Here is a 7,731-nt window from a genome sequence, read left to right as displayed (position 1 = left end):
TAGGAGCGGTACTTTGTGCAAGTAATTGAGCATCAGCTAGTACAAAAGTACTGCTCAGTAGAAGGATGGAACCCGCAATTATTGCGGTTAAAATATCTCTATGTTTCATAATAAACTCCTTTTTAAGTCGAATGTAAATAATAAGGAGTTTAATTGTGATGTTCTGTACGGTACCGCTCTTTTTTCTCAAAGATTATCTGCTGGCCGTTTTCTTATTTTTCAGGTTTCTCTTCCTGCTTGCTCCATTTGTCGTAACAGTCGAGGCCGCAGTAATACATAATGTAGTCAGTGGATTTCACACTTTTGGCTTGGGAAATCGGTATTTCTTTGAAGCATACCTCGCAGGAAACTGTTTCTGGTTCTACTGGCTTTTTTTGTTCGGTCATTTTGACACCTCTTTGGGATCTGAGTTGGCTAGGTTATTTCTTAGCTAAGGGCAATAGCAGCATTGTCCAACCGACTTTGTCAAAGCGCAATCTTTTTCTCGCCCAGAGGCTTTAGAATGCTCCTGGTGGTAATAATTCCAATAGGTTTCATTTCATGATCTACTATCGGGATGCATGAGATACTGTGTGTATTGAATATATAAACTGCTTCTTCGATAGTTGCATTGGAGGGCAACACAATAGGACGACGGCTTACAATCTGATGAACACGTTTATTTAACGTTGCTGCATCTTTGGGTGTCTCTGTTTTGGTTCCGATGTTGGGGCTCAATGCCTTATAAAGGTCCCGATCCGAGACTACGCCAAAAACGATGTTTGATTCAATGACTAGTAAGTGATGAATATTTACACGCTCAAAGATTTCTTTTACAGCCGATAGCTTATCATCCAGTTCAACCGTAACAAGCTTCGTGTTCATTAATTCGCTAACAAGCATGATTATGCTCCTTGTATTTTGAAAACGGTGTGCGCGCTGCAAGCCGGTTCTGCATGGTTGGATAGATTGGTTAATACTTATTCTGGCAATAACTTAATCTCACCAAATAATTCGAGTAAATTGGGATCATAATATTGCGAGTCACGCCGTATTATCTGTAAAGCTTCCTTTGCATTAACTCCTTTATGGTAGGGTCTGTCCATAGTCAGCGCATCAAAGGAATCCAATATCCTGACAGCCCGCGCTAATAATGGAATCTCGTCGCCAGAAATCCCCTCCGGATAACCGGTCCCATCGTAATTTTCATGATGATAAAGCACGATCTCGGTAATGCGAGAATCAAGGTTTAATGGACTTAGGAGCTTACATCCCATCTCTGTATGCTGCTTGATCAGCATAATCTCACTGAGAGTTAGTTGTGATGGTTTGTTTAAGATGTAATCACTGATGGATAATTTGCCGATATCATGCATGCCTGCACCAACTGAAAGTAATTCCGTATCTTCTTTAGACAAACCAATCTGTTGTGCAAATAAAACTGTACTCTTCCTGATTCGTTGTTGATGTCCGCTTAAATCAGGGTAGCGTGCATCGATCACTCCGTTTATAAACTTAGATACAACTGCAGGATCAATTGCCACATAAGTAAAGTTAGGAACAGATCCGGGTATAGAAACCGGATTATAAGCATGAGAAGAATTTTCCATTACATTTCTCTTTGGCTAATTAGATAAACTATTAACGGATAAAGAGAAAATAAATTTTGTCAGTCGATTCTTATTTTTCTGCATAGATCAGGCCAGTAGCTTGTGGGACAAATCTGGGAGTTACACTCGCATCGTTCTTTGCGATTGAAGCAGCTTTTGCGTGAGCGCACAAAGTTACTTTGGAATATCGGCGTGAATAATTAATTCCGGCGTATTAAGCGTTTCTGTGGCATGAATTTTTCTTGGTTAGACCGGCTCTTTGCATTTGCATGGTTCAAATCTGCGCCGGTCTCTTAATTTGATTTAAACTAACTGCCCATCAATTCTGACCGTTGCGCCGGAGTGATCGTTAGGTATATTAACTGTAACTGTTTTCTCTGATTCGGTAATAATTTTAATATCGAAACTTTTTGGCGGGGATCCAACATCATCTCCCATATACTATATTAATTAGCTCCTTGCAGTTTTTTATGGTTTCTAGGACCGGATGCTTGTTGCCATTAACTAAGTTGGCATGAACTTCGATATTACTCATAAGACCTCCGTGTGATGCCGCTCTCTTAATAAGTTTTGTTTTTGTGTAGTGATAATCTCACTAACCACAACTTAGCGAATTCTAATCTAAAGCTTTTCTTTTTTTTGCCGCTAAAACATTTGCATGATTCGCATGCTCCTTCCCGGAGGAGTCTAAGCAGTAAGAGCTGTTTAATTAGGGTGAGGTGCCCTCGAAGTCAAAAACCGAGTTAAAGAGTTCTTTTAGATTTCTCCGGGTTTTATGAATTCTTGGTTTCACCCATAAACCCACAATCAAGCCAAGCCCTGACAGCAGCATAACTCTGGCTATAAACAATAAAACCCGCCGGAGCGGGTTGTGATTTTGGAGAGGCTTCTCTATCGTAGCAATAACCTCTTGTGTAACTTGTTTACTCCATCTTCAAAAAATGCGAAGGGAAACTTCTCTTCAACGGAAGGTTGCTCTTCGTCTGGATTCTTTGCCCATAAGATTCTTCGGGAACATTCTTCCGTGGCGGAGCATCTTTAGATATTACTGCTTCATTAGGGATATCTTCCGGTGATATTCTGCGTGGTGACATTGGTTCTACGCACGGTGAATGATCATTTGGTACAATATCAGTTTTTTTGTCCATAATAATTCTCCGACGTTTTAATAAATTAATATACTCGATCATTTCAATTTTATGAGTCTGTAATTTTCCTTCAGGCACAGGAATCTCAGGCTCTCGCATTGGAGGCACTGCCTCTGGTGGGTCTCCTTCAGGTGGTACTTCAAGTGGAGGTTCTTGTTCTGGGGGTATTTTTTCTGGCCTGGGATCATTGGGTGGAATGTAATCAGGATTTGGCCTCGCGGGAACTGAGAATGATATTTCTATGACAGAATTTTCCATATGGATTCCTTTTAAAAATACCATCGTCTTATTTTTATATTTATATGTCTGTTCGCATACCAACAAATAAAATTATTTTTTGCAATAAAAAATCCGCCTGAGTGGGTTTGGGGAAATTTAAGTAATTTCTTTACTAGTGTTTAGGATGGTTATCTGATGAAAATTTATTTTTCTCTTTTTCATCGGAAGTAGCGTTCTTATTGGAAGAACTAGATGGTACTGAACTACTTTGATCGCCTTCTTTAGCATTGCTGCGTTCACTTATCCCATGAGGTGATTCTGTGGAAGGATAATCAGCAGGTTTTTGTGATTCAATTTTTTCGTTAGACTTGTTTTGTCTTTGCTCCTGATCAGCCATTGCAAAATTGCCAGCAAAAATAAATACGGCGCTTGTGTTACCTGGTGGGGAAATTATCGAACGCCACATTGCTGGTGGATAACGGCGGTGTAGGTGCCACGGTGAATAAGCTGATAGAAGCATCCGGGGTGCCGGTGGTAAGGGTGAATTGGGGCAAACCTTGCTTCAAGAGAGAGTACCAGGATCGTTACTATAATCGCCGGGCGTGCGCGATGGTGCGTTTCCGCGACGCTGTCAGATCCGGGTGCGTGGTGTTGCCACAGAATATCGATAGAAAGTTGCGTGAAAAAATACTGCTGCAGGGTGCCAGGTTGCCCTATTACTTTGCGGAAGCCGGTGGGTTGAAGTATGTGATGGAAAAGAAGGAAGAAATGCGCAAGCAAGGGATAAAGTCTCCGGACATTATTGAAGCGATGAGCTTTGTATTCCTTGAGGATGCCACAAGCTACATGGTTTCCGCTGACGCGGAGGCGGGTGGCGGCGGTTCGATAGCAGCAACCGCCCAGGGCAAGGTTGATGATATGTTTGCTGATGTTTAAATGCAGCGGTTTGGGGTTGAGTAATAAGAAAACAGCAGGATAATCAAAAAAATCATTTCTAAGGCACTGAAGTGCGACAAAAGGCGGATTTTCGTTAAAACCGAACTGGTTAATGAACCGGGTGCGGACTCAATGAAGATCCTGGAAATAATCATCGAAATCGAGCGGGAATTGAATGTTGAGATTGATGATGAGCATATTGGCGATGTTTTTGGCGAGTTAAAGGTCAAGGATTTGGTTGAGGCTGTAAATAATTCGGTAGTTTTCAATCCTGCTTATGGGGCATCGAATACGGAGATGCTGGGAAGTAATTTATTAAAAGCCTTTGGTAAGCCTGAAATGGCAGGGGCATGGTCAACGATTTTTGGGCTTGGATCCTTCGTTAAGGAAACGTTCGATTTGGTAAATTTAGCGGAAATTTATGGCAGCGCAAATATGCATACGCTGATTGACACCATCCCGGCCTGCGTTGCTGCATCAGCAGCCTGCGCACAAGCTTCTTACGTTCCATACCGTTTCTGCCAATCCAGCAAATTAGTTCCCAGTCCTTTCATAATTCAACTCCCTATATCTTTGATCTAAAAGCATATGGTGGAAATTATTGAAAACAGTTCAGGGGCATAAAAATTAATGAGACTTTAAATCGGGAAATCACCGCCTTTACCGTCTTTACCGGGTTTCATGGATTCGGTTGCGAAAACTGTCAGCATACTGGAAGTTATGATCGTCTCACTTCAAGAAGCTACTCGAACGGCTTCGAGCTTTACAACGAGGATTCGGATTTCTTCGTTGCTCTTTCCGAAAATATGCGCGGCGACCCTAAGGCTTAAACCAAGCTGGTTCATCCGGCAAATGCGCACTTACAAATTTAACCTACCAGAACACTTTGTTCAGATCGGTCTTAGTTTAGGATATCCGGCGCTTTTAATGAAACTCAAGAAATAAAAAATCAAAGGCGCAAAACCAAGAGGTTAAGTCCCTCTTTTTATTAACCTAACTCGTACACTTTTCGCGCGCTATTTGATACTCTTTTACTTCGATATTGACAAAGCTTATAGTGATTATCCTAAATTCCTCAGTTGAAGACTCTTAAATCGTTCAAGAGCCCTACTGATTAAGGTTTTTTGAAAGATACATGGCATCACCAATCAGGTTAGATTTTAGTGAAATAATCAAAATCTGCTGAAAGTGCTGTCACATATTGCTCTCAGCTTGTCAGCTGCAACTGAGGAGCAGTTAACATTCTATACCGGGAACCATTGGTGGTAGATTACAGCCATTTTAATCCTAAATTACAACTGAGGAATTTAGGATTATGCTTTGCAAAATAGAGAAAAAGGGGAGGGCGGGTACTACTGACTGAGAGGTTAACTGTGAGGGTCTATCAATTGGTTTGTAATTCGATAGTCAATTTGATAGTTGAGAATTAATAATAACTAAATAAGTTTATTAAAACATACGATTGGTGAAGGCGGGATTCATATTAAAGTCTGAGATCAACTATCCATGAGCATCTAGTTTTTTGTGAAGTAAAAGTTACTCACAAAGTTACTCACATTTTGAAATGTACCCCCTCCTTTCCTGAGTTCTTCGAGTCAATAAATAGAAAAATAACAATCAATAAAAAACCCGTCACAAAGACGGGTTATTGATTAGCAATATAGCTTATTACCAAGTTCAAATTTGCGAAGCTTCATGTTGATGTATATAAGTGCAATTTGCCTCTTATAATAACTATATTTGCTGGCGGGAATTGAACAAATTGCTCATTGTGAATTTACGCTTTAGTAGGGTTATTCTCTGCTTCTTCTCTAAGCTGCCGAACACGATCATGATTCCTTTTTACTCCTTCTAATTGCTGAGTAATAAGTAAACGAAGTGTTTCAGGCAATTCTTCCTTTAGTGCATCTTTGTACGCGGCAAGAGCTACATCTTCCGCCCTTTCGCATTCTTCTAAGACGGCAAGATTATCCTTATCGGTAAGGGCAGTTTTGAAATCAATCCAAAGTCGATGTAAAGCTCCTTTTGTAGTACCGCTCTTATCCGGTTCGCCTCCATATTGCCTGACTTGTACACTTAAAGTTCGAACCGCTTCTTCGCAACTATTTGCACGATCTTGAAAGTATGTTTTTAACTGTGGGTCATGAGCATCCTCTGCGCATTTTTTAAAACCTTCCACACCATCGCGTGAAGTCTCAATTAATTCATTTAATATGGCTATATTTTTTTCATTATTCATCTAATTCTCCTAAAAATAAAATCTTGCATTTCCTGATTTGTAGCCAATACCTTGTGAGTAGGCTTAACTAATCTAATTAGTTCATGCATTAAAGATGTTTTGTGGAATTTCATCAATCTTTCGCACATATCATGATCAATGAAAATTACTCATTAGTCCGTACGCTACAACACATTTCCTCAAACAATTGTTTTTCAGATTCATGGCGCGTCGTAGAAAAGAATCAGCAGTTTAATTAGACTTAGATTTATTCCAGAACGGGGGCTTAGGCTCCCGTTTTTGTTACTGATAATAAAACCCCGCCAATAAAGACGGGGCTGGTTAATGTCATCCTGGCAAATCTATTTTACACGGTTTCTGGCCTGTTGAATGATTGGCTATTGCCAGCCCAGCGGTTGTTGGGTGATCGACTGCCTGCCGGGCAACACGTAATCTTGTTGCCAAAGAAGAAGCCATCCTGCTCTCCCGTTCAGATAGTTTAAGAAGCGTATCGTATCTCCCAGCCCATCATCATCCGCAAGCCATGCCCGGTTAAAATTAAGCAGCTCATCAGCAATAATTCAAATGTTCACCACGTGCCTACAATACATTTCAAGCAACGGCGCGTGTGTCGCAGTGAATGCTGCTGCTGGTTGATCGTTTACGACTTCTGCCCATACGGGGCCATTTCTGCATCGCTAAGATGCAAGGGTGCTGGCAGCCTCTTTGATACACCTATATCCGGCTTCGCAACTATTAATGAAGCCGTTGATTTTCGTCCTCGTTGTGTCATTTTATGATCCTATAAACTTTTTTTGTCCATATTTAGCAAGCGGCGGATGGCTGAGTGCGGTACCGTATATGAAAAAGCTGTAGAGATTTTTGGTACCCCGGGGTGACCGTAGATTATTTGGGTGTAAAGATAAGAGGTGGCCTGTTGCATATGTGCTTTTCGAGATCGTTCAATGTAGACCCATTAGCACGCATGCATTGCAGTTCATAGAGCAATTGTTGTTTTGAGTGCTCAGCATAAGCGATGCCCCAACCATGCACTTTTCGGTTAACTAAACTTGATAATTCACGTGGTATTTTTGATTTCATAGCATTGTCTCGTGCGTGCGTGTAGATACGTGTGCGGGAAAAATTCCGTGTTAGCGTTAAAGGAAATGCAGAGAGCGGTACTTTAAAAATGAAAACTCTTAAGAATAGTACCGCCTGAGGGGTGTTATGCTGTAACTCGGTGAATTTCTGTTTTGCTACGGGTTCAAGTAATTTTGAAGATAACCTCCTTAAGTATAAAATATAATGGCTTATTCGTCATTCTGGTGCGGCATCCTCACATAGTAATTTATCAAGTTCAGCAATTCTGGATTTATGCTCTTCACTGTCGGTACGCATTTCAAAAATAGGCGGCAACTCGAAACTGCCATCCATCTCCAAGTATCCATAAATTATTTCTTCCATATATACAGAAAACAGCGAGTCTTGAATTTCAATTACCTTCTTACCTGTAACCGGTACGCCAGCTTCTTTCAAAGCGATTGCCAGCCAGTCAACTCTTTCGAAATACCGATTCGGGATAATTTCGGTTAGTGTTCGTCGGTTAACAATACGCTCGACC

The 7,731-nt window shown here is 40.9% G+C and carries 9 protein-coding genes and 1 pseudogene; 2 read left to right on the top strand and 8 right to left on the bottom strand.

The features are described from left to right. Window positions 1–212: 212 nt before the first annotated feature. The 5 genes from ACH10T_RS00960 to ACH10T_RS00940 all read right to left on the bottom strand — a co-directional run bounded on the left by ACH10T_RS00960 (window position 213) and on the right by ACH10T_RS00940 (window position 3,353). Window positions 213–386 (bottom strand): DUF3330 domain-containing protein, encoded by a 174-nt coding sequence (locus ACH10T_RS00960; protein WP_394807473.1) that lies wholly within the window; start codon window positions 384–386, stop codon window positions 213–215. Window positions 387–465: 79 nt separating this feature from the next. Next, window positions 466–882, bottom strand: a complete 417-nt coding sequence (locus tag ACH10T_RS00955) for a CBS domain-containing protein (RefSeq protein WP_394807472.1) — start codon at window positions 880–882, stop codon at window positions 466–468. A 77-nt stretch (window positions 883–959) separates the two neighbouring features. Continuing rightward, complete coding sequence (locus ACH10T_RS00950; RefSeq protein ID WP_394807471.1) at window positions 960–1,589, bottom strand: HD-GYP domain-containing protein; 630 nt, start codon at window positions 1,587–1,589, stop codon at window positions 960–962. 923 nt (window positions 1,590–2,512) lie between these two features. Next, window positions 2,513–2,995, bottom strand: coding sequence for a hypothetical protein (locus ACH10T_RS00945; RefSeq protein ID WP_394807470.1), 483 nt, complete (start codon window positions 2,993–2,995; stop codon window positions 2,513–2,515). A 133-nt stretch (window positions 2,996–3,128) separates the two neighbouring features. Beyond that, the gene (locus tag ACH10T_RS00940; protein WP_394807469.1) at window positions 3,129–3,353 is read right to left on the bottom strand and encodes a hypothetical protein; all 225 of its coding nucleotides are present in this window, start codon (window positions 3,351–3,353) and stop codon (window positions 3,129–3,131) included. Window positions 3,354–3,397: 44 nt separating this feature from the next. On the opposite strand from ACH10T_RS00940, the gene ACH10T_RS00935 reads away from it, so the two are divergent. Both ACH10T_RS00935 and ACH10T_RS00930 read left to right on the top strand, forming a co-directional pair. Then, the gene (locus ACH10T_RS00935; protein ID WP_394807468.1) at window positions 3,398–3,892 is read left to right on the top strand and encodes a hypothetical protein; all 495 of its coding nucleotides are present in this window, start codon (window positions 3,398–3,400) and stop codon (window positions 3,890–3,892) included. A gap of 39 nt (window positions 3,893–3,931) precedes the next feature. Next, a complete protein-coding gene (locus tag ACH10T_RS00930; RefSeq protein ID WP_394807474.1) occupies window positions 3,932–4,474 on the top strand; it encodes a phosphopantetheine-binding protein in 543 nt (180 codons plus the stop codon). A 1,195-nt stretch (window positions 4,475–5,669) separates the two neighbouring features. Here ACH10T_RS00930 and ACH10T_RS00925 read toward each other — a convergent pair. The 3 genes and pseudogenes from ACH10T_RS00925 to ACH10T_RS00915 form a co-directional block, all read right to left on the bottom strand. Continuing rightward, complete coding sequence (locus tag ACH10T_RS00925; protein WP_394807467.1) at window positions 5,670–6,131, bottom strand: PA2169 family four-helix-bundle protein; 462 nt, start codon at window positions 6,129–6,131, stop codon at window positions 5,670–5,672. A 327-nt stretch (window positions 6,132–6,458) separates the two neighbouring features. Further along, entirely contained in the window at window positions 6,459–6,587 is a 129-nt protein-coding gene (locus ACH10T_RS00920; protein ID WP_394807466.1) for a hypothetical protein, read from the bottom strand. Window positions 6,588–7,427: 840 nt separating this feature from the next. Then, window positions 7,428–7,731: pseudogene (locus tag ACH10T_RS00915) on the bottom strand (hypothetical protein); the annotation flags it as partial.

This window comes from Nitrosomonas sp. (genome assembly GCF_043753625.1).
Taxonomy (GTDB): domain Bacteria; phylum Pseudomonadota; class Gammaproteobacteria; order Burkholderiales; family Nitrosomonadaceae; genus Nitrosomonas.
The sequence above is the reverse complement of the archived record's forward strand: the minus strand, read 5'-3'. Positions and strand labels throughout refer to the sequence as shown.

What these genes read in the sequence shown, in the direction of transcription:
- ACH10T_RS00960 (WP_394807473.1), bottom strand. Translation starts at nt 386, where the DNA reads ATGACCGAACAAAAAAAGCCAGTAGAACCAGAAACAGTTTCCTGCGAG.
- ACH10T_RS00925 (WP_394807467.1), bottom strand. Translation starts at nt 6,131, where the DNA reads ATGAATAATGAAAAAAATATAGCCATATTAAATGAATTAATTGAGACT.
- ACH10T_RS00940 (WP_394807469.1), bottom strand. Translation starts at nt 3,353, where the DNA reads ATGGCTGATCAGGAGCAAAGACAAAACAAGTCTAACGAAAAAATTGAA.
- ACH10T_RS00950 (WP_394807471.1), bottom strand. Translation starts at nt 1,589, where the DNA reads ATGGAAAATTCTTCTCATGCTTATAATCCGGTTTCTATACCCGGATCT.
- ACH10T_RS00920 (WP_394807466.1), bottom strand. Translation starts at nt 6,587, where the DNA reads ATGGCTTCTTCTTTGGCAACAAGATTACGTGTTGCCCGGCAGGCAGTC.
- ACH10T_RS00945 (WP_394807470.1), bottom strand. Translation starts at nt 2,995, where the DNA reads ATGGAAAATTCTGTCATAGAAATATCATTCTCAGTTCCCGCGAGGCCA.
- ACH10T_RS00955 (WP_394807472.1), bottom strand. Translation starts at nt 882, where the DNA reads ATGCTTGTTAGCGAATTAATGAACACGAAGCTTGTTACGGTTGAACTG.